We start from the raw sequence: 21,599 nt of genomic DNA, 5'->3' as shown, positions 1-21,599 counted from the left end.
GCCTGAGTTGAACCTGAACAGAAAGGGAATCGGGCAAAAACGTCTTACCCAACGAACCTTGGAATCAATAATGGAACTCGTCAAAAACGAAGCGCTCAATGTACTGGGACTCCCACTGGAATCCTGCAGTCTGGATCCGAAAACCGGTTTCTTTCGGGACGGTCACTGCAACACCTGCGAACAGGATGCCGGATCACACACGGTATGCGCAGTAATGACCCAGGAGTTTTTAGAGTATTCACGCTTTAAGGGTAACGACCTATCGACAGCAAGACCGGAATTCGGCTTTCCCGGCCTCAAGTCAGGCGATAGCTGGTGTCTGTGTGCGTCACGATGGCGACAGGCATTTGAAGACGGTATGGCCCCGAGAATCCGGATCATGGCAACTCACATTCGAGCCCTGGAGATCATCGACCTGGAAACACTGAAAACGCACGCAGAAGATCTGCACTGATAGATCGTAGCAGATAAAGAGTTGACTCAGGCTTTTACCGCTGGTTTCAGCACAGAGGTATATAGCGCATTTGCTGACATTTTTGGCGACCCCCGCCCTGCTGCTTCTGCCGCTTTTAGCAGGTCAACGATACGGGAATTGACTGGAGCCTCAACGCCGACTCGCGCCGCCAACTTTACAATTTCACCGTTTAGGTAATCCACTTCGGTTCTGCGACCAAGGCGCAGATCATCCTGCATCGAAGATCTTGCGGATTCATCAATTTTAATCATGGCACTGGCGACTTTCAGAAACATGAAATTCGGCAGTTTTAACACGTGAGGAACCAGTTGCGGTACGACTTTACCGGTTCGCACGGGTGTGATGCCTGCGGCTTTCAAAACCGTCAGGCCTTCAGCCGTCGCCGCCGACACAACTTGGCGATAGGTACGATCCATTAATTGCTCTTTAAGTGCTAACCCAGACAACGCATTAATGGAATTATTCAGATTCAGCACAAGCTTGCTCCACTGAACAGATGCCATGTCTGAGCGGGCGACAATACCCACGCCGGCCCCCTGGAAAAGGTTAAGCAATGATCGATGCGCATCGTCAAGTTCTTCAATGAATAAATCACCCTCAGTGCCGCTGTGAAAACGCCCACCGGGCTGTTCAGCTACATTAAAAGGAATCATCCCGGACAGTACTTTGAATCCGGGCAGGTTCGCCCGCAGTACATCACTATTACAAACGCCGTTTTGAAAACTCACCACCAAGGCTCTCGGTGATGCATACTCTTTAATTGTTTTAGCTGCGCTGGCCGTATCGCCACTTTTTACGGTGACCAATATGATATCGGCATACGTCAGGCACTCCCCTGATTTATGGTAATCCACCGCTTCAGGTGCGAAACTGACTAACCGGCCTTTCCAGTCACTCACGGTTAAACCGAATTCCGTGACGATATTCTTGATCCGTTGTCGGCCAATATAGCTGACCTTAACGCCTGACGCTTGTAAGCAGCCTCCCAGAAAGCACCCTACCGCCCCTGCACCCAGCACGACCACCCGCATTCACAACACTCCTTTCGTCACGATGAATATCTGCATTGTCCTCTCCCTAACCGGCCTACATTATCAGTTGTCCCGGTGCTTATTGTCGGTTTACTTGTGAGTATTCTGCACATCACACAACAGACAGTTCAACTTGTGACCCACAAAATTCGCACGACCTTGTTCTGAGATCACCCATGGCCTGTTTTGAAATGGTGGCCGATGACGTACATGCTGACTGTGCCCACACGCCAGGTCAGCAACCCAGTCCCGCTGTTCGTCCTGATGAAATCCAATGATAGCCTGCCTCATATACACTTCCACTTATACTCTATCCAGAGTAGTATCGAAGCTTTGTATGTTCAAAGTTGAACGACTGAAAGTCAATCACCCAGAAGTTTACTCACAAATTCATGGCTTTGTAAGCATCTTCCATAACTGAAGTAGACGGACTATACAGGTAATTACACAATACGATGGCACTAGATATTAACGCCGAGCTGCTCACCAAACTCGCAGGTCAACAGACTTACGAAAATGGAAAGCACCTCTTCGAAAACGATGCCGTTTCTGAAGTGGATGTGCACCGCCAGGCATCACGGGATACTGTGCAGGGTTCTATTCGTGATGCTACAAATTCGTATTCAGCCATATTAAAGCTCTCACCTACAACACTGGAAGGTTCCTGCAACTGTCCAGAATCTGAAGGCTTTGACTTCTGTAAACACTGTGCCGCACTCGCACTGGAATTTCGTCGCCTGCAGAGCAAGCTCGGTTATATGGATCAAGGTTCTGATCGTGAGAAAATATTAAGCTACCTGTTGCGGAAAGATAAAACCAGTCTCGCGAAGTCGCTTTTGACATTTATTGAGTCCGACCCTCTCACGACCCAACGGTATTTGCTCCACGCGCACCTCACCTCTGGCAACATTGATTATCACGCTTTGCGCAAGCAAATTACAGAGACCACCCGCGTCCCGAAAAACCTGTTCAGACAAAAACATATACAGAATTTTTTTGAGAATATTGAGCTACTGTGGGAATTAATCGAAGAACACAAGACCAATCTCGCACCGGATAAACTGCAAAAGCTTTGCGAGTACAGCCTCTCACGACTGCAAAACCTTCTCAGCGAATTGGACAGCGCGATCGGATTCCATGAACCTGTTTTAAAGACTATTGTAAATTGCCACCAATACAGCCTGAACCGTACTCAGCCCAACTTGGAAAAGCGTTATAAATATCTGGAGTCCATCTGGTCAGACGAAAATCAGTCAATTTACCCGAAAAAATCTGAGATTCTCCAGTACATCAAGGATGAAGCATTCCGGGAGCTGTTAAACAACACGATACTCAGCCCCCATGAATAATTATGCCTCCGGGCCATTGCGCTATCGACTGGATACGACAAGTGAGGTTACGCTCACTACATTCCCATCAGCGCGAACAACCCGCTCATCTTTGACCTGAGCCACTTTCTCCCGATCCTCAGCCCTCCGGTTATTTTGCTCATCAATTTCCGAACTTGATAGCTGCGTTGTGGTGTCCGTAGACAAATTTTGCGTCGTAGAGTCAACCCCTTCTGCTTCACCCGCAGCAGTGGGTTCGAAAGCGCCAGGCAAGTATGCGCCGGCGAGCCCGAATTCATCCAATTGAGGCAAAGAGAATGTCTCCAGTGTACTTCTGCTGACGCCAAACTCCACTTCAACACCGTCAACAATGACAACCACTTTTTCAGCACCCGCTTCGCCGGATACCCGGACTTCGGCATCGCTATTTGGCCCATTAGCAAGCACTGGCAACGCGAACAACATTCCTGACAAACAGGCTCCGAAGTACAAAGTGCTCAAGGGATTCTTATTAAATGATACAGATTCGATCGATTTTTTTAATGTGAATAAACTCATATTCGTGCCTCTGAATGCACATGCCACCGCAACGTGGATCATCACAGCCAAAATAGCCTGTGCCTGTCCGGGCCGGACACCATCCGGCAAGTTACGGGACATGATGTGTTATATGAATATGAAGCAACTGAGCAGGTTATGCCGCAATAGAGGTTATCCAACCTAATCGGGGCTGCACTCTGTGGAGAACTGCAATACAGATTTATTCTGCATTATCACCGGACTGCTTAATCGCGTGAGGTCTTAAGTCACCTCAGCTTCTTATTATTAATGAGTGATACTTATCAAATACGTCGATTTGTTTGACGTGGGCTCACACACCATTGAGTGCAAGTGGTGTAAAACTCTGGCCCCGTCGGCTCAGCTGCTAATTTATTGTACTGCTTTATCTGAACTGCTTTCTTTATTAGCACGACGCACTTTCTACCAAAGACCTTTCTAACACAGGCCTTTCTGCCCACGAACTTTCTTGCTGTCACCAGGCTATTTTTGAACTGTCGTGCTTTTCGTTGATTTTGACTGCTTACTAATTGTTCAAAACAGACACTTGATCATTGTACTTAAACGGAGGTATCAAGCTATTTTTAAGCTAGTCAAAAGTGTGACTTATCACAAGCAAATAGTGTGACACACATCACAACTAATACCATTAATGACTATACTCGTTGCGTTGAGGGACTTGAGATTTTGCTTCAGCAACCCCACTGAGACAGCACATTGTCAAGACCCGCTCTGACAGAAACCTTGGGCTACCTTACTGTCAGCCCCCTTTAAAAAATCATCCGAGCATGATCTCAGGAGCTTAAGCATGTTTAATGTTAATGAATATTTCGACGGCAAAGTGAAATCGATTGCGTTTCAGGGAGAAACGTTGCCTGCAACGGTTGGCGTCATGGCTTCAGGCGAATATCAGTTTGACACCAGCAAAAAAGAAAATATGACCGTAATCAGCGGTGCACTTACCGTTAAACTGCCCGGTGAAAGTGATTGGACAACCTATTCGGCAGGCGAAACCTTTATTGTAGAAGCCAATCAGGTGTTCGATCTCAAAGTGGCAAGCGATACCGCCTACCTGTGCACGTACGAATAACGTTCCTGTAAAGTTCTTGTCATGGAAAAACCACAATCCCGTGATCAAATAAGTAACGGGATTTGGAGAACCTAAATTGGTAAACTGATGCGGCCCTGATCAACACGAAAGGATACTTTCCATGCAAGGATTCAGATTGATATTCACCCGATATTTTCTTGCCGGGCTGATCATATTTCTACCCTTAGTCATTCTCGGTATTTTCTTCCGATGGTTATTCCACACCCTGACAGACCTGATTCAACCCTTCACCAATCTGGTGATCAAACTCAGTGGTTTTCCAGAGCTCGCTGGTGATGTGGTTGTCATCTTGCTGATTCTGATTTCTGTCGCACTCACCGGTTACCTCGTCACCACCAGCGCGGGGATTTACTTACACAACCGGTTTGACGCGACACTGAACAGGCTTGCTCCCGGATATCAAATGATCAAGGAGATTGTAAATCAATTTGTTGGAGACAAGGCATCGTCCCCCTTTGCTGGTGGTTCAATTGCACGGGTAAAACTATTTGGCGAACAAGTCGAAACCACCGTTACCGCGATCATTACCAGTCGTCATGATGACGGGACACTCACGGTATTCGTGCCAACCGGGCCAAACCCAACCTCCGGATTTATTTACCATATTCCTGAACACCTCGCAGAAATCCGGCCCGATATAAAAGTCGAAGCGGCGATGAAAACAGTCATATCCTGTGGTGCAGGCTCTGCAAAACTATTCGCCCCGGCCCCCCCAGACACGAGCAACAGCGCCCCCCATGGCGCACACTTATCCTCATCGGGTCATACTCCATTAGAAAAACGCGAAAACGTAGATTCGCCAGATCAAAATTAAGGGAACTTTTTAAGGTCGTGCCACTCTCAAGGCCTAACGATAAACTTTTGCCCCGGCAAGTGGAGATGCAAACATTTGAATGCCTTTAAGTCTGCCGCTAAAAAAGTAGTTATAATGCTTTGGTCATTATTATTGCTGTCCGCGATCACACTGCTGATCCAGTCCGGTGTCGAAATTCAAGAGGTCCCTGCACTCCTGGAGCACTGGTTAAAGCAATTTGGACACGTAGAGGCGGCGTTACTCTATATCATAATCTATACGCTTCGCCCTCTGGTGCTCTTTCCCGCGACGTTGCTAACGATTCTATCTGGACTGCTATTTGGCCCCTGGCTGGGCATTCTACTCACCATCATTGGCGAGAACATGAGCGCTAATTTAGCGTTTCTGGTTTCCCGCTATCTTGGCCGGGATTGGGTAAAGTCCATGGAAAGTCAGCAGATCTTGAAGTGGGAAAAAAGACTACAGCAAAATGGCCTGATAACCGTGGTAATTATGCGTTTGCTGTTTTTACCATTTGATGCTGTCAACTATGGCTGCGGCCTGACCAGCCTCCGCCACCGTGATTATGCATTGGGAACCTTTTTGGGAATTTTACCCTCGCTGATAGGATTTGTTTTAATCGGTGGAGCACTGTCTTCAACTACACATCAGTCTCTGCTCATACTAATACTGTCTGCGGTATTTCTAGTGCTGGCCATCTCTCTCGCTCACTATCTCAAAAAAAACCAGTCTGTCGAACCAACCTGAGCGGCAAGGGATTCCTGATTTCTATACCGGAATGCTCTATACTGCTAAAGAATGATCAGCGTGCCCTAACGAACCTCGACAACCCTCTACGACAGACGAATCGATGAAATTCAGCTCGCCTTCCCTGCTTACTCTACTTTTTCTCGTATTGGTTCTATTTGGATTAGGGTCGAGCTGGATTTGGGGATTGTTTGAAACTGCGCATCAAGCCCAGATTGAATCCCGTTTGCAAGCCCAGATACAACGTCTTGAGCACAGCCTGGATAAATGGACCCAATCCCGTCAACGAGAAGTCCAGGTTATTGTCAGTACGCCACAATTTCGCGCTTACGCCGAAAACCTGAGGCAGGCGAACGGTACCCTGAACTCGAAAACAGTCAAGGATTTAACCGCCTGGTTAAACGTTATTCTGAAAGGTTTAAACTACCAAGGGTTTTACATTATGGATCAGAAGGGCCAAGTCCTGATCCAATCCGACCAAAATACGATTACAGAGCAAATTCCCGGTAATGGCCCGGAACTGAGCAGCCTGGATTTTAAACGCATGGCCAAAGGTGCGGCATCAATCAGTATTCCGGGCCCGTTACAGCCCGATGATGGAAATCCAGACAACGCCTCTATCTATATCGGAATCGCTTTACCTGCTCAATTGATCAGCAGCTCGAACGGAAACTCACAGAATACCGCCGACAGAACACCGCTTATTCTGGTTTTCGCGCTATCTGCAGCACCATGGCAGGCGCTTTTCGATGAAGCCGCGCAGTTTAACAGTGATGAGCTACTCGCATTTGACAGCGAAGCCAAACTAATGACTCGAAGTCGCTTCCAAGCTGATTTACAGAAAAAAGGCCTGTTCTCCAGCCCAACAGACCTGGCTCCCGGCATCCGCCTTTACCAGCCGGTCAATGCCCACTCCATCGATACCAATCGACCCGTTCTCATTCCCGGAAAATCATTGGCCTTGAATGCAGCGGAGGCCATTGCTGGCAAAAACGGTGTCAGTACCACCCCGTTTATCAATTTTCGCGGCGAATCGGTGGTTGCGGCCTGGGCCTGGTTGAATGAGTCCGGGTATGGCATAACCTACGAAATTGAAGCTGAAGAAGCCCTGGCACTCATGCAACAATCCAAAGTCTTGTGGATTCTGCTTACGGCAGTGTCCATGCTTCTGATGTCCGTACTTTTTGTTTACTTTACGATAACACGGGAAAAAGTACACCGCTTGAGCACTGAACGCCAACACAACGAAGAGCGGCTGACACTGGCTCTTGAAGCGGCGAATGAAGGCATATGGGATTGGGATGTAAAAGGCGGGGAGGTTTTCTTTAGTCCTCGCTGGTTTTCCATGCTGGGTTACCAACCCACACAAGGTCCCCATAACTTCAAAACACTGACCGACTTGGTTCACCCGGAAGACAAAAATGATGTTATTAATGAACTGGTGACCCATGCATCCTGGGGCGATGGCTATAAACTACAGTTCCGGATGCGTGCTTTCAACGGCCAATATCGCTGGGTACTCAGCAAGGGCAAAGTAATAGAACGAGATCGCTCCGGCAACGCAATTCGCTTAATCAACACGCAGGCTGATATCACCGACCGGGTTGAGTACGAGGAAAAATTAAAACAACTCAATCAACAACTTGAGTCAACGGTTTCGGCCAAAACAGCAGCCCTCGAGGAAACCCAGTCCGACCTTTCATTGATCCTGGAAGCCAGTGGCGAAGGTATTATCGGTCTGGATAACGAAGGGGCAATCACGTTCGCAAATGAAGCCGTAAGCCGCCTGACTGGCTACGCCAACGGGCAACTTCTTGGCCAATCTTTCCATGACTTGCTGCATCATCACTACCCGAATGGACGCGCAGTTGATTATACCCATTCGCAAATCACCAAGACCCAAAATGACGGACAAACCCGGCAACAGGAAAATGATACCTTCGTCAGACAGGATGGTACACACCTTCCTGTAGAATACACGGTGTCCACCTTAAAAGATGCCAAAGGACACGCTAAGGGCGTGGTGATCGTTTTTCGTGATAGCACCCAGCGAAAGCGTTATGAATTGGCGCAACAGGACGCAGTAAAAGCAGCAAACGAAGCGAATCAAGCGAAAAGTGCCTTCCTGGCAAATATGAGCCATGAGATTAGAACCCCGCTCAACGCGATCATTGGTTTGACCGAGTTAGCGCTGAACAATATTCGGGAAACTGGACAGCGCAGCTACATCCAGAAAATCAAGGATTCTGCCAGTATTCTACTGGGTATTATTAATGATATTCTGGACTTCTCCAAAATCGAGGCAGGAAAACTTGAAGTTTCCCTTAACACCGAAAATATCTCAAACTTATTGCATCAACAGGTGACGCTGTTTCGCCTTGCAGCACGAGACCAGCAAAACTTGTTGCTCGTGTATATCCACCCAACCGTTCCTCAACATGTTGAAATAGATGGATGCAGAGTCGGACAAATTCTCAGCAATCTGATTTCAAATGCGATCAAATTTACCCGGCAAGGTGAAGTCCGCATTGATATTTCCGTGTCAAATCGGGATCAAAATAAAAAAAATGCAATTGAGCTCGAGTTTCGGATTCGGGACACCGGCGTAGGTATGGACAAGACTCAACAGAAGCATGTTTTTAATGCTTTTGCTCAGGCAGATTCATCCACAACCCGACAATTTAGCGGCACGGGACTCGGCCTGGCAATCTGTAAACGCCTGATAGCAATCATGGGCGGAAACATCCAATTAAACAGTAAACCCAACGCTGGCACGGACGTAGTATTTACCCTCCCCTGTCAACGAAGCGAACAAGTCGACAACCTGAACACGCTTTATTCCGGCCCGATTGAAACTGTCCACTTCATTAGCGAAAACGCGAGTTTACGTGACAACATTCAATTCTGGGTGAGCAATGCCGGTTTAGGGGTGCATACTTTTTCAACTCAGGCGCTTGAGCATGCCGTAGCCGAGGCAGACTCAAGCAGCGTATTTATTATCGATACCCTCTTGCCAGAGGAAATCCAGTCGCAACTCCTCAATTTGATTTCCAGAGCACAGAGCCATTCACCGGTAATTTATCTCGAACATGTCCCCACGCGCACCTATCGAGAGCCGAGGTTTGTAGTCGACACGCCATTGACAGGAACGCAGACGCTAATCGAAATATTAGAAAACATTCCACTCGGGAGCCCGGACAACCCCACCCGTGTGTTGAGCTCCAATGCCGCAGTTATCGATTCGAACACCGAACCGGATATTTTCGCCGATTTTCAGAAACGCTTCCGACACAACCGAATATTACTGGTAGAAGACAATATCACTAATCGCGAAGTTGCCTGCGCACTTCTGGAATGCACAGGCATCCAAATCGATGTTGCCAGCGATGGCCAGCAGGCAATCGATAAAATTGTTCATAATCAATATGATGCCGTTCTAATGGACATACAGATGCCGATATTGAATGGTTACCAAGCGACACGCATTATCCGTCAAAACAATCCAACCATTCCCATTATTGCACTCACAGCAAATGCAACTGAGCACGACAAGGTTCACTGCATCGAATGTGGTATGAATGACTTTATCGCCAAGCCCTTTGCCCCCAAGGCATTATTTAATACACTGCAACACTGGCTCGACTTGGGCGAACCCCAAATAACCGACCCGGCTTAATCACAAATGTTACGCATCGTAACCTGCATTTAGCGCTGATTACATCAAACTTTTCTAGGTTTGTCCGCTAATCTGTTCTTGTTGTTCAGTTATATTTTCCCAGCTTCAGTGCAATGCGCAATCCCTGTTGCGCCTGCCCCTCAGTCGTCACTTTTTGAGACATAGTTCTCATCACAATCTTCAGTAGCCGTCTAAGAGCGCTTGCTAAATACTGGTTCACACTTTTGAAGCGCCCATACTGGTACAGTTAGTGCTTAATGATTATTCAGGGAATTTCCTTGAAGTAACATGGATGGTAATCAAAATCACCAGCGACATGGTGCGCGGCAACGTGTAGCGGGTGATCTATGCAAAAGGAGAAATATCATGACTGAGAAGCTCAATTCTCTGGCCAAGATTACAGCCGTTATGGTGCTGTTTATCGCGTCACTTAACCTGGCAGACTCTGCCAGTGATCAAAGTACCCAAATCGCAACACCATCGTTGTCCGCACAACAAACACAGCATAACGTCGCACTTCAATCATCCAAACTGGCCCAACTGGACTCTCAACCTTACGTGTACCGATAGCACGGATGAATTGATCAGCTGACATTTGAAAGCTCAAGGCTTGGCTGACAGATTATACGGAACGGCTCAAACGGGTACGATTTGACGCACAAAGTAACCGATCTGGGATACCGCGCGTCGCGCCTCAGGCAGCCAGCGAAATGCAAATTGCCAGACATGAAACATCTCCGGCCAAACCTGCAATTCGACTTGTATACCTTCGCTTTCCGCCCGTGCCTGGAAGAGCTCACATTCCGGTAACAGGACTTCGTCCCCGCCAACTTGAATCAGAATAGGTGGCAGCCCCTTGAGTTCGGCAAATAACGGCGACAATCTGGGCTGAGTTCGGTCAGAAGCCCCCGCGTAGTGGCGAGCAAAGTACCGGATACGTTCGGGTGTGATCAATGGATCCCGGTGCAGTGTTTTTGCGAGGGAGGACATTGAGCAGCTCAAATCAAGCCAGGGCGACAGACAAACTGCACCCGCCGGGACATCGAGTTTATGATCGCGAATGTGCTGCAGCAGCGCGAGAGATAGACCACCACCTGCAGAGTCTCCGGCGATGACAATTTTCTTGGCTGATATGCGCTCTCTCAATAGATGCTTGTAAACTGCAAATACATCTTCCAGCGCTGCAGGGTAGGGATACTCCGGCGCCAGGCGATATTCCGCCATCACCACTTGTGCTTTACAGGCTCGAGCAATGCGAGACGCAAGTTCAATGTGAGTACGCGTGGAACCAATCAGATAACCGCCTCCATGCAAGTACAATATAACCCGGGAAGAACAATGGGTTTTATGATTAAGCCAGACCACGGGTACATCGTCGACTTTAGTATAATCGATTTGCATCCCTTTTGGCGGTTTTATCAAAAAGTGCCCACTCTTGGAACATAAGCGATAGGCGTTGAGTTGGTTGGGGATAAACTTCATACCCAGCCGAATGACATTCTTGATCAGTGTAATGCGACTCACATCAGCCTCCGAAAATCGACCAGCTTCACTGCGGAGGTTGGAGGAGAGCCCCCTGCTCCCCCCTAAAGGGATAAGTCCAACTATAGCATTCTGTCTATTTTTTGATCTATATCTGTTTATAACTCATTTCTGGAAAATTGCAAAAATTCACATTACAACCATTAGTGCCGTTAGTGCCACCTTCTTCCGGGTAGCCGCAGCATCAATCTTGCAAAACCTGTCCGAAATTTAGACATTTTTCGATTCATGGTTTAAACATAAAAATATGGGGTAAACATCTGCATCGATGTACAGCACATAACCTGGTGAATCAAAATCCTGGTGTATCAATACACAAAAGCTCATTTCGGTTGCAGGGCATAACTTTCGTGACTTGAATCAGACCTGATCCTCATTGCCCTATTACAAATATTACACAGGAGATGTGGTGAACTTAACATCCGAGCAATTAATTTTAATATACGCTAAAACTTGAGGGTATACGGTCGTTTCGCCACCGTTGACCGCGCAAAGTCATTAAGCCTCAATATCAATTGCCGACCGAGACGTTAAGGTATGTTCGGAAGAAAAAAAATTCCAAATTTGGCCAGAACCAAAAATAAAAACTCGGATTCAAAATTGATAGAAGTAAAGATGCCGGTGGATAACCTCGAAATAGGCATGTACGTTACGCGACTGGATCGCCCCTGGACTGAAATCCCGGTACTGCTTCAGGGAATGACCATCAACAGCATCGACGATATCGAGCTACTGCGCAGTCATTGCCGACACGTTTTTATCGAAATTGAAAAAGAATTCTGGATCGACAACCAGAAATCCGGCCCGATCACTGCTGAAGGCACCGCACCCAACTATCCCGGCCTGCGCGAAAACAAACCATTTCACGACACACTACCTGGCGCAAAAATCGTCTTCGACGAGGGTGTTGACCATGTCGAGCAAATCATGGAAAACATCAAGAAAGACCACCAGATCGATCTTGAGCGATCACGGGCATTGATTCGAAGCTGTGTCGATAGCATTCTGACCAACGCCAACGCGTTACTCTGGATGACGAAGATTAAAGAAAAAGACCACTACACGGCAGAGCACTGCCTCAGGGTTGGCATTCTGTCTATCGCATTTGGGCGCTTCCTCGGTCTTTCTCCCGCCGAGCTCGAATTGGTTGGCATGTGTGGCATGCTCCACGATGTAGGTAAGTTGAAAGTTCCCGACGACATTTTGAACAAACCCGGCCGACTGTCCCGGATCGAGTTTGCCATCATGAAACAACATACCAACCTGGGGTATGACATTCTCAAACAATATGAAGACCTGGAGCCCATGGTTCAGGACACCGCAATGTCACACCATGAACGGATTGATGGCAAAGGTTATCCGGAAGGTCTGGACGCAGGTTACCTGCACAAATTTATTCGCCTGATCACCATTGTCGATGCCTATGATGCGATAACCAGCTCTCGCTGCTACAAAAGTGGCTCCCCGGCGCTGGACGCACTGCAAATACTGTTTGCCGAGCGCGATAAACATTTCGATAAAGAACTCGTCGAAGCTTTTATTCAAATGGTCGGCATCTACCCTCCCGGATCCCTGGTCGAAATGACAAACGGGGAAATCGGAATCGTGGTATCCGCCAATCCGGAATACCGACTTCGGCCACGGGTGGAACTCGTACTGACCTCGGACAAAAAACAGCGTCCGCCCTACATTGTGAACCTCGCAGACGACATTAAAGATAAATCCGGTGAAATCTATTCCATCAAAAAAGGCCTGGCGAATGGCACCTACGGTGTTGATGTGAAAGAATACATCAACAAATCCGTGTAGTTATTAACTGCTTTAGCCGGGATGAGTTATACATGCCCCATTTTCTGGAACTCTTGTCCTTCGCCGGGGGCATCACCCTACCCTGTTTTATTATCGTTTTCATTGGCTGGTGGCTCCGTTACCGAACCATAATCGATGATCGATTCATTGAAATCGGTTCTCGCCTGATTTTCACCATCGCCCTGCCGCTCCTGCTATTTTTGAGCATCACTGAAAGTCCGGTATTTGAATTGGTCAGGCCGCAACAGGTGATCTACGGTTTATTGGCCACAATAGCAGCGGTACTATTGCTATGGATCGTTGCAACCATGTCAGGGATGGAAGCCGCTCTCAAAGGCGTATTTGTTCAGGGATCATTTCGGGGCAATATGGGCATTATCGGCCTCGCACTTTGTCAGAATATGTATGGTGCAGAGGGGTTGGCCATCGGCTCAATCCTGCTCGCCTTTCTGACGATCCTTTACAACATTCTGTCCATTATTGTGCTCACTGTAGCAGCATCCCAAGGCAAATCACGAATCCATTGGCTCAGAATTGGCACCGATATCGTGAAAAACCCACTGATTATTGCCATTACAGTGGCATTGATCGCCGCCCGGTTGAACTTGCAGTTACCCGATATACTCGCTCAAAGTGCGCGCTACTTTGCACAACTTACCTTACCGCTCGCATTGCTATGTGTAGGCGGTGCAATCAGCTTCAAACGCTTGTGGCAATCATCGACAACAGCGTACTGGACCATCGCCAATAAGCTGATCATTTTACCATTCGGGATGACCTTGGTTGGCTATGCTCTGGGACTGGACGGTATTTTGCTCGGTACGCTGTTTCTGATGTTCGCCAGTCCGACCGCAACGGTCAGCTTTATTATGGTGAAGGTCATTGGAGGGGATGATAAATTGGCCGCAAACATCGTCGCCACAACAACTGTACTGTCGATTGGAACCATTAGTGCGGGAATATTGTTGTTTCGAATGCTGGGCTGGGTTTAGGGGGCACACTTGGAATCTGTATGCCCCCCAACTGTTAAGCTAAGCAGGGATTTAAGCCAAGCTGGGACTTAAGCTTGCCCTTGTCCGGCTTCAGCGTTTTTGTTTTCCATTACAGAATGCACAAAGGCAACAGCAATGAAACCCGCCCCGATTAAACCGGTTACCACTTCGGGAATGTGCACGAATGTCTTCAAAAACATGATTGTCGCAAGCGCGATGATGGCATAAAACGCACCGTGCTCAAGATACTGATACTCCGCAAGCGTGTCTTTCTCAACCAATAGAATCGTCAGGGAACGGACAAACATAGCGCCTATCCCCAAACCAATTGCAATAATAAACAGATCCGTCGTGATGGCAAACGCGCCGATTACCCCGTCAAAACTGAACGAAGCATCGAGCAACTCCAGATACAAAAACATCGCCGCGCCGCTTTTTGCAGCATGTTCTGCCGCTCGAGCCTGCTCCCGGGCCTCCATAAATGCACTGAGTTTATGAATAGCAGTAAACGTTAAAATACCCGCAATCCCGGAGATCATAAATGCCCTTGATTCTTCCACCGGCAAAGCCAGTTGGGCTACGGCCATAATTGCAAGCACAGTGATCACTTCTGCGGCAAAGCGAAGTTTACCCAAATGTACGATTGGCTGTTCGACAAACGGTATCCAATGCTCTTTTTCATCGTCCAGGAAGAAGTCCAGTCCAACCATCATCAGAAATGCCCCGCCAAATGCCATTACAGACACATGCGCTTCGGTCATGACTCTGGCATATTCATCCGGAGTGGAAACGGCCAGCTCCAGTGCAGCCCAGGGATTAATCTGGGCAACCACACTCACGACCAGTACCGGGAAAATGATCCGCATACCAAAAACAGCAATCAGGATACCCCAGGTCAAAAAACGCCGACGCCACTTTTCATCCATATCTTTAAGTACAGTTGCGTTTACAACCGCATTATCAAACGAGAGCGATATTTCCAAAACAGCCAGTACCGCGACAATAAACATCACAGACAGACCTTCAGCAAGGGAAAATCCCTCTGCAGAGTTTCCCCCCATATAAAATGCCAGCAATATACCGGTAATGGTGACCAAAAAACTGCCCCTGAAATACCGCAGATGAGAACGGTTCATCCTGTAAACTCCAATTAAAAAAGGGAAAAAATGAGGGAAATTGCACGCCAAGCGCGCTTTATACTTGAAACATCAATAGAGCCTAAATTCGACTCGGACAGGGAACAGAGTCTACTATGCAATGACTACCCTTCACAACAGGGATCCGACAGATTCGGCAGGCCATTTCGCCAGCTCATCAAACCAAACCGACTCAGCGCTTAAAACTTTGCAACTACAGGACGAGGAGATACTGCCATGACTGATGTTTTAGAACGGGGCACACGATTGAACTTAACCCAGATTGCACCGGATTTATCCCGGCTGGCCGTTCAGTGTGGATGGCAGCAACCGGCCGGGGCTCAGCCATTTACGGTTCACTTCATCAGCTTTTTGCTTGATAGCGCTCAGATGATTCCCAATGACGGATCAATTATTCACTCGGAACAACCCGCTTCTGCAGACAGCAGTATTCGCTACCATTCCGAAAGCCCGGCTCAGTCTGAATCAGTAATCATTGACCTTACGCGCATCCCTCAAAACATTGCAAGGATGGCCTTTGTACTGAGTCTCCATGAAGGCGTGCAACGCAACCAGAACTTCACCAGTCTGGATGCGCGCATAGAACTAATCAACGAAGCCACCGGGACGGCGTTGGCGCGCTTTAATCTCCCCGCAGATACTCACGAAAGCCGCTGTGTCATTATGGGAGAACTCTATCGAAAAGACGCTACATGGCGTTTTTCCGCCGTTGGCTCAGGCTTTCAGGATGGCCTCAATGCTATTTTGCAGAAATACGGTGCGCCATTGTTGCGGTTACAGGATAATTCGGGCTCCACCACTACTTCAGTTGCGCAACAAAGCCCGCCACCGGGCAACCCACCTCAGGTTATGGCGGCATCAACAATAGCTCCCGGTGTTGCTCCTGTGCAGCGACCAGATGCCGGTTACCCCGTTACTACAGGCTTGCAAAAACAACGTCAGAGTCCAGTCATCTGCCACGAGGTTGATTATGAAATACTGGGGTATGAGGCTCAAATTGTTGAAGTGGAACTGGATCCGGGCGAGACAGTCGTCGCAGAAGCCGGTGCCATGAATTATATGGAAAATGGCATCCACTATGAATCAAAGATGGGGGATGGTTCCAACCCGAAATCCGGTTTTCTGGATGGCCTGCTCAGTGTGGGTCGGCGCTTGCTGACCGGCGAATCCATTATGATGACTCATTTCACAAACAATGCCAGCGGCAAAAAACGAGTCGCCTTTGCTGCACCTTATCCCGGGTCGATTATTCCGCTCGATATGAACGAATTGGGGAATAAAATTCTGTGCCAGAAAGACGCGTTTCTGGCCGCAGCGCTCGGTACCGAAATCAGTATTGCTTTCAATCGCCGGATCGGTGCCGGCTTTTTTGGCGGAGAAGGTTTTATTTTGCAAAGTTTAAAGGGCGACGGACTGGCGTTTATTCATGCCGGCGGCACCGTGATTCGCAAGGATCTCAACAATGAAAAATTACTCGTGGATACCGGATGCCTGGTTGCATTTACTTCAGGCATTGATTACGACATTCAAATGGTGCGGGGGTTGAAGAGTATGTTTTTTGGTGGCGAGGGTCTCTTCTTTGCAACATTGGCCGGAACCGGAACCGTCTGGCTGCAAAGCGCCCCGTTCTCACGGCTCGCAGACAGAGTATTACAGCATGCCCCTTCAGCGGGCGGAAGAAGCCAGGGAGAAGGTTCAATACTCGGCGGCGTTGGACGTCTATTGGATGGTGACTGAGATTTGGATCTCATTTCTGGAACAGGTTGCCAGAATAGGCAGGCTGTCTGACGCTGTGCTATATTTTTTACGGTGGAAATCAGCCTACCAAGCGTGTATAAACAGCACATTGGGTACAAAGGCACGGACAGCAATTCGGCAGTATGCACGATGATCAACTCGTGCATATTTCTACATCAATCTACTGGAACGCAATTTCAGCTGCTTAATCAAACGGAGACAGGATATATGACCATTTCTTTAGAGAAAGGCCAACGCATCAGCCTTGAAAAAGGCGGAAACAAGCTCGACCGGGTTTGCGTTGGTGTCAACTGGGGTGCAATCGAGAAGAAAGGCTTCTTCGGCACAAAAAAAGTAGCTGTGGATCTGGACGCAAGTGTTGGGCTGTACAATGATCAAAAGCAGCCTGTAGATGTGGTTTATTTCGGACAACTGAAAAGTCAGGATGGCTCTATTCGTCACAGTGGCGATGATTTGACTGGCGACATGGACGGCGATGATGGTCTGGACAATGAGATTATCACCATTGAACTGAATGCGGTGCCACAATCGGTTCAGCAAGTTGCTGTTGTTCTCAATAGTTTCCGGGGACACGATTTCGGTACAATCCCTTTTGCCAGTGTTCGTTTGTACGAAGGTACACCAACTCGGGTAGACAGCGTTCTGGCCAGCTACAACATCGCCAACGATGCCAAATTCCACGGTTCGGTCTCAATGGTTCTGGGTATCCTGTATCGCCACAACAGTGAGTGGAAATTCCGTGCTGTTGGTGAGCCAACACAAGACAAAAAGCTTCCGGAAACCATTCAGACCGTTGCCCAAAGCTACTTATAAGACCATCTGCCTACCCCGGTATTCCGGGGTTAGCAGAAGCAGATAAGATTCAGGCCTGGCTCTGAAATCTCCATTCATTACTCAGCTAACGGACAACTGCTGTGACTCAATTGGTTCCCGGACAGAACATAGCGCTCTCAAACCAGACGGCTTATCGACTGACAATGGATATGTCATCGTGGCATTGGGATGTGGCAATACAGGAAGATGGACTCGGCACGGTTTATCTAACTCCCGAAAACTGTCCAGGGCTCGCCAAAACAGAACAGGAGCTACTCCTGAACCTGCCCGATATTCCGGACTCGGTCGCAAAAATCGTTGTCTTTATTGTGAGTATGGGGCCAAATACTGGGACTCATGCTGCATCCGGTCAACTGGCGGAAATGATGACGGGAACCGAAACCTTAAAGGTGCTGTGGGACAGTACTTCACGGTCAGAAAATGCCCTGATCTTCCTTGAGTTTTATCGCCGCAATGGTGGCTGGAAGTGTCGATTTGTCGCACAGGGATACAGCGATGGCCCGGAACGACTCTACCAACAATTAGGCTTGCCCGCCCCCGATAAAATTGCTGAGAAAAACGAAGCGTTAAGGCAAGATCATCAGGCAGATCAACCTTCGGGTATATCCATGGATAAAAGCCAGGCCTCCGAAGGCCCCATGGTAAGTGGTGACCGAGCTCTGATCATGATGAAATGGAAAAAAGTGAGTGCAGAGCATGCCCCGACCACCCGGTTTTTCATGGGCTCTGATTTCGACGTTATCTCAGACCTCAGGATTGGCGGGTTTTACCAACTCTACAATGGGCAACGGGGTATCGTTCAAAGTTATGGTGAGACCCTTGAAGGTTCCTTCGACGGTGTTCCCTATATGCTCGCAACACGCTCGACTGAAAAGCATTTTGAACAACTGCAAATCAACCCCCGCTTTCAACACAAGATGCATCGCTACCTGATTTACGCTTTTATGTTGGAAGGCCATGACCGCTGGAATGGCCTGAGTGCGGAGGTGGATTTTCATATTCCAGGCCTCGCCGAGACCACATTTCGGCCCGATAGTTTAATGGCCAAACCAATATGTGCCATCGCGATGCTTGAGTTTATTAATAGTGCCCCCAAATTAACCCCTATAATGGACTATTTCCATAGTCTTCCTGAAATGGATCAAGCATTTGGCTGGGGCTTGCCCTGGCGATGCGATACTCAAGACAACGAGGATTAGACATGAGTTTCTCCAGCTTTATTTCCGGCTTGAAACAAAAAACCAACGAAATGAAAGATGAAGTTTTAAAATTCAAAAACAAGAATTTTCTCAATGCCGCCACCGCCGGCAGCGCACTGATCGCAATGGCCGATGGCACTTTGGATGCAGCAGAGAAACAAAAGATGATTCGTTTCATCGAAAGCAACGACGCATTAAAAGTATTCAAAACCACCGAAGTGATCACCTCTTTCAAGGAATATGTCGATAACTTCGAATTTGATAAAGACATTGGCGAGTCCAAAGCGTTTGAAGCCTTGAACAAATTAAAGGGCAATGAAATTGCCTGTCGCACGGTTATGAGACTGATTTTGTCCATCGCAGCATCGGATGGCGTGTTTGATGACAGCGAAAAAGCGGTAGCCAAAAAGATCGCGGTCGAGCTGGGTCTGACACCCGGTGACTTTGAGTTATAAATACAAAACCCAGGCGGTAACGCGGACGGCTGCCTCCATCAATACGGAGGCAGTTAAGCGGCGCAACAGCGAAAATTCACGACATACAAAATGCACCATACGGAGTCCTGCAGCACCATGGACCGAACGACAGCGATCGCTGTTTTTGATTTCGATGAAACCATCGTTTTCGAAAACAGTCTCGGCTTACTTTTTCAGCACGCAACAGGCTCACGCACCTATTTTTTACACGCTATCCCTGCGATATTGAGTTTTCTGTTCACTTCCCAGGCTTACCAATCCGGTGCTTACTACCAACTCCGAAAGGCAATCAAGCAACGCCTTTACAGACACTGCCTTCAGGGGCGCTCGATGGCCACGTTGGAATCAGCAGGCAAATTTGCTGCAACAAAGCTGACGTTGAACCCCGGCGTCGTTGAACACTTGAAACAACATCGGCAGCAGGGTGACTATATTCTCATTGCCACCGCCTCGCCCTGGCAATATGTCGAAGCCATACTCAGCGCACAAAACATCCCGTTTGACAAAGTCATCGGCACCGAATTAAGTATTGCAAGCAGTGCATCAGACAATGCTGCACTTCGGGGGCAAATTAACGGCGAAGAGTGTTCGCGAGACCATAAATGGCAACGCATCCAGGAGACCCTCATAGGGGCAGGTTTCAAGCCCGAATCGCTCACCGCATTCGGAAATGATCCGGATGATATTCCCATGTTACGCCAGGCAACACTGGGCTATATTGTTTCGGGAACAGATATCACCGCGTACCAGGGTAATTAACATAAGTTAAGCCAGTTTGTATGAAAAACAAGCTAAACTGAGAACATCGGATTCAACAATTTAAAATCAAACACGACTGAGGAGCACTATCGTGGCAATTTCACTTGAAAAAGGTGGCCGCATCAACCTCGAGAAAGAGGCACCCGGGTTAACTAACTTGCATGTCGGACTGGGCTGGGATACTCGCGTTACCGACGGAACAGATTTTGATCTCGACGCCTCATTGCTGATGGTCAACGCCGAAGGTAAAGCGCTGAATGAGAAATCATTCATTTTCTACAACAATCGTCGGTCCGATTGCGGCTCCATCGAACACATGGGTGATAATCTGACCGGTGCAGGTGAAGGCGATGATGAAGTCATCAAAATCAGCTTGCCCACGATTCCAGCCTCCTGTGAGCGCATTGTTGTTGCGGTAACGATTCACGAAGCGGAAAGCCGAAGCCAGAACTTCGGTCAGGTTGAAAATGCCTTCATTCGAATTCTGAATGCAGACACACAGGAAGAAGTGGTACGCTACGACCTATCTGAGGACTACTCGACTCAAACCTCGCTTATTTTCGCAGAGCTCTACATTAAAGATGGCCAGTGGCGATTTGCTGCCAAGGGTGATGGATTTGCCGGCGGCCTGGCCAAGCTGCTGGAAACGTACGGACTGGCCTAAGCTAGATTCAGTAACCAGCTATTAACTTTACCAGCAAAACAAAAGGAGACGAAAACAATGGGTGTTTCATTACAAAAAGGTGGCAACGTATCTCTGGAGAAAGTCGCCCCGGGTATGACCAAATGTAACGTAGGTTTGGGCTGGGATGCCAGAGCAACTGATGGCGCAGATTTTGACCTGGATGCTTCTGCATTCATGTTGGGCGCAGACGGCAAGGTACGTGGCGATACAGACTTTATTTTCTACAATCAACTGAAATCCACCTGCGGCAGCGTTGAACACACCGGTGACAACCTGACGGGAGAAGGTGAAGGCGATGACGAAATGGTCAAGATTGACCTTGCGGCCGTCCCTGCTGAAATTCAAAAGATTGTTTTTGGTGTAACCATTCACGACGCGGAATCACGTAGCCAGAACTTTGGCCAGGTCTCCAATGCCTTCATTCGTATTGTCAATCAGGATAACAACGAAGAAGTGGCCCGTTATGATCTGTCAGAAGACTACTCCACGGAAACCGCATTACTGTTCGGGGAACTCTACCGCCATAATGGTGAGTGGAAATTCAAAGCAGTAGGTCAAGGCTATGCAGGTGGCCTGAAGCCTATGGCCCAGCAGTTTGGTGTTAATGTAGGCTAAGAAACGTGGCGGTCAGATTGTGACTCACAATCT

The 21,599-nt window shown here is 48.2% G+C and carries 21 protein-coding genes; 16 read left to right on the top strand and 5 right to left on the bottom strand.

The features are described from left to right. Window positions 1-70: 70 nt before the first annotated feature. Window positions 71-454: a DUF2237 family protein gene (locus OLMES_RS02950; RefSeq protein WP_087459884.1), complete on the top strand. Its 384-nt coding sequence runs from the start codon at window positions 71-73 to the stop codon at window positions 452-454. Window positions 455-480: 26 nt separating this feature from the next. Here OLMES_RS02950 and OLMES_RS02945 read toward each other — a convergent pair whose 3' ends face one another. After that, a complete protein-coding gene (locus tag OLMES_RS02945; protein WP_087459883.1) occupies window positions 481-1,506 on the bottom strand; it encodes a 2-dehydropantoate 2-reductase in 1,026 nt (341 codons plus the stop codon). Between the two features lie 90 nt (window positions 1,507-1,596). Further along, a complete protein-coding gene (locus OLMES_RS02940; protein ID WP_087459882.1) occupies window positions 1,597-1,797 on the bottom strand; it encodes a DUF3565 domain-containing protein in 201 nt (66 codons plus the stop codon). A 164-nt stretch (window positions 1,798-1,961) separates the two neighbouring features. On the opposite strand from OLMES_RS02940, the gene OLMES_RS02935 reads away from it, so the two are divergent. Then, a complete protein-coding gene (locus OLMES_RS02935) occupies window positions 1,962-2,855 on the top strand; it encodes an SWIM zinc finger family protein (RefSeq protein ID WP_087459881.1) in 894 nt (297 codons plus the stop codon). 21 nt (window positions 2,856-2,876) lie between these two features. Here OLMES_RS02935 and OLMES_RS02930 read toward each other — a convergent pair whose 3' ends face one another. Then, complete coding sequence (locus OLMES_RS02930) at window positions 2,877-3,494, bottom strand: hypothetical protein (protein ID WP_157678121.1); 618 nt, start codon at window positions 3,492-3,494, stop codon at window positions 2,877-2,879. Window positions 3,495-4,200: 706 nt separating this feature from the next. Here OLMES_RS02930 and ppnP point away from each other — a divergent pair. From ppnP to OLMES_RS02905, 5 genes are all read left to right on the top strand, one after another. Then, window positions 4,201-4,482: a pyrimidine/purine nucleoside phosphorylase gene (gene ppnP, locus OLMES_RS02925; RefSeq protein WP_087459879.1), complete on the top strand. Its 282-nt coding sequence runs from the start codon at window positions 4,201-4,203 to the stop codon at window positions 4,480-4,482. Between the two features lie 121 nt (window positions 4,483-4,603). Continuing rightward, a complete protein-coding gene (locus OLMES_RS02920) occupies window positions 4,604-5,317 on the top strand; it encodes a DUF502 domain-containing protein (protein WP_087459878.1) in 714 nt (237 codons plus the stop codon). Between the two features lie 114 nt (window positions 5,318-5,431). After that, window positions 5,432-6,064, top strand: a complete 633-nt coding sequence (locus OLMES_RS02915; RefSeq protein WP_087459877.1) for a TVP38/TMEM64 family protein — start codon at window positions 5,432-5,434, stop codon at window positions 6,062-6,064. A 187-nt stretch (window positions 6,065-6,251) separates the two neighbouring features. After that, a complete protein-coding gene (locus tag OLMES_RS02910; RefSeq protein ID WP_198343203.1) occupies window positions 6,252-9,740 on the top strand; it encodes a response regulator in 3,489 nt (1,162 codons plus the stop codon). Between the two features lie 366 nt (window positions 9,741-10,106). Then, a complete protein-coding gene (locus tag OLMES_RS02905; protein ID WP_087459875.1) occupies window positions 10,107-10,310 on the top strand; it encodes a hypothetical protein in 204 nt (67 codons plus the stop codon). Window positions 10,311-10,376: 66 nt separating this feature from the next. Here the strand turns inward: OLMES_RS02905 and OLMES_RS02900 are convergent, their stop codons facing one another. Then, a complete protein-coding gene (locus tag OLMES_RS02900; RefSeq protein WP_087459874.1) occupies window positions 10,377-11,264 on the bottom strand; it encodes an alpha/beta hydrolase in 888 nt (295 codons plus the stop codon). A 618-nt stretch (window positions 11,265-11,882) separates the two neighbouring features. Here OLMES_RS02900 and OLMES_RS02895 point away from each other — a divergent pair. Together OLMES_RS02895 and OLMES_RS02890 are read left to right on the top strand one after the other, a co-directional pair. Next, window positions 11,883-13,091, top strand: coding sequence for an HD-GYP domain-containing protein (locus OLMES_RS02895; protein ID WP_198343202.1), 1,209 nt, complete (start codon window positions 11,883-11,885; stop codon window positions 13,089-13,091). 32 nt (window positions 13,092-13,123) lie between these two features. Continuing rightward, a complete protein-coding gene (locus OLMES_RS02890) occupies window positions 13,124-14,083 on the top strand; it encodes an AEC family transporter (RefSeq protein ID WP_087459872.1) in 960 nt (319 codons plus the stop codon). 68 nt (window positions 14,084-14,151) lie between these two features. Here OLMES_RS02890 and OLMES_RS02885 read toward each other — a convergent pair whose 3' ends face one another. Beyond that, entirely contained in the window at window positions 14,152-15,219 is a 1,068-nt protein-coding gene (locus OLMES_RS02885; protein ID WP_087459871.1) for a DUF475 domain-containing protein, read from the bottom strand. A 237-nt stretch (window positions 15,220-15,456) separates the two neighbouring features. On the opposite strand from OLMES_RS02885, the gene OLMES_RS28995 reads away from it, so the two are divergent. The 7 genes from OLMES_RS28995 (at window position 15,457) to OLMES_RS02850 (ending at window position 21,566) form a co-directional block, all read left to right on the top strand. After that, window positions 15,457-16,977 (top strand): TIGR00266 family protein, encoded by a 1,521-nt coding sequence (locus OLMES_RS28995; RefSeq protein WP_087459870.1) that lies wholly within the window; start codon window positions 15,457-15,459, stop codon window positions 16,975-16,977. Between the two features lie 228 nt (window positions 16,978-17,205). Then, a complete protein-coding gene (locus OLMES_RS02875; RefSeq protein ID WP_087459869.1) occupies window positions 17,206-17,811 on the top strand; it encodes a TerD family protein in 606 nt (201 codons plus the stop codon). Window positions 17,812-17,912: 101 nt separating this feature from the next. Beyond that, window positions 17,913-19,031 carry a TerD family protein gene (locus OLMES_RS02870; protein ID WP_087459868.1) on the top strand — a complete coding sequence of 373 codons (1,119 nt, stop codon included), beginning with the start codon at window positions 17,913-17,915 and terminating at the stop codon, window positions 19,029-19,031. Between the two features lie 2 nt (window positions 19,032-19,033). Beyond that, window positions 19,034-19,486, top strand: coding sequence for a tellurite resistance TerB family protein (locus tag OLMES_RS02865; protein WP_087459867.1), 453 nt, complete (start codon window positions 19,034-19,036; stop codon window positions 19,484-19,486). Between the two features lie 117 nt (window positions 19,487-19,603). After that, window positions 19,604-20,266: an HAD family hydrolase gene (locus OLMES_RS02860; RefSeq protein WP_157678120.1), complete on the top strand. Its 663-nt coding sequence runs from the start codon at window positions 19,604-19,606 to the stop codon at window positions 20,264-20,266. A 91-nt stretch (window positions 20,267-20,357) separates the two neighbouring features. Beyond that, a complete protein-coding gene (locus tag OLMES_RS02855; RefSeq protein WP_087459865.1) occupies window positions 20,358-20,930 on the top strand; it encodes a TerD family protein in 573 nt (190 codons plus the stop codon). 57 nt (window positions 20,931-20,987) lie between these two features. Next, a complete protein-coding gene (locus OLMES_RS02850; RefSeq protein ID WP_087459864.1) occupies window positions 20,988-21,566 on the top strand; it encodes a TerD family protein in 579 nt (192 codons plus the stop codon). Window positions 21,567-21,599 lie beyond the last annotated feature (33 nt).

The sequence above is a fragment of the Oleiphilus messinensis genome, from assembly GCF_002162375.1.
GTDB classification, from domain to species: Bacteria; Pseudomonadota; Gammaproteobacteria; order Pseudomonadales; family Oleiphilaceae; genus Oleiphilus; species Oleiphilus messinensis.
Note: the sequence above shows the minus strand (reverse complement) of the source record. Positions and strands in the feature narration are given on the sequence as shown.